Raw genomic sequence first — 244 nt, 5'->3', positions numbered from 1 at the left:
TGGCGCGGCGGGCAATGTCGTGCCCGTGGTTAACATCGCCACGCCCAACGGCGCCGGCTTTTCCCATAACCAGTTCCAGCAATACAACTTCAGCCCCAACGGCGTGATCCTCAACAACTCCAGCGGCGCGGTGACCAACACCCAGTAGGGCGGCTCCATCGACGGCAACCCCAACCTCAAGTGCGGAGCGGCCAGCGTCATCCACAACGAAGTCCCCGGCAGCAACCCCAGCCAACTACGCGGG

The 244-nt window shown here is 63.9% G+C and carries 1 pseudogene; it reads left to right on the top strand.

The window, feature by feature from the left end:
• Positions 1-244, top strand: a pseudogene (locus ACFZPT_RS26875) (hypothetical protein); the annotation flags it as partial.

Source organism: Pseudomonas sp. MD330_10, assembly GCF_042610415.1.
Classification (GTDB): Bacteria; Pseudomonadota; Gammaproteobacteria; order Pseudomonadales; family Pseudomonadaceae; genus Aquipseudomonas; species Aquipseudomonas rhodesiae.
Note: the sequence above shows the minus strand (reverse complement) of the source record. Positions and strands in the feature narration are given on the sequence as shown.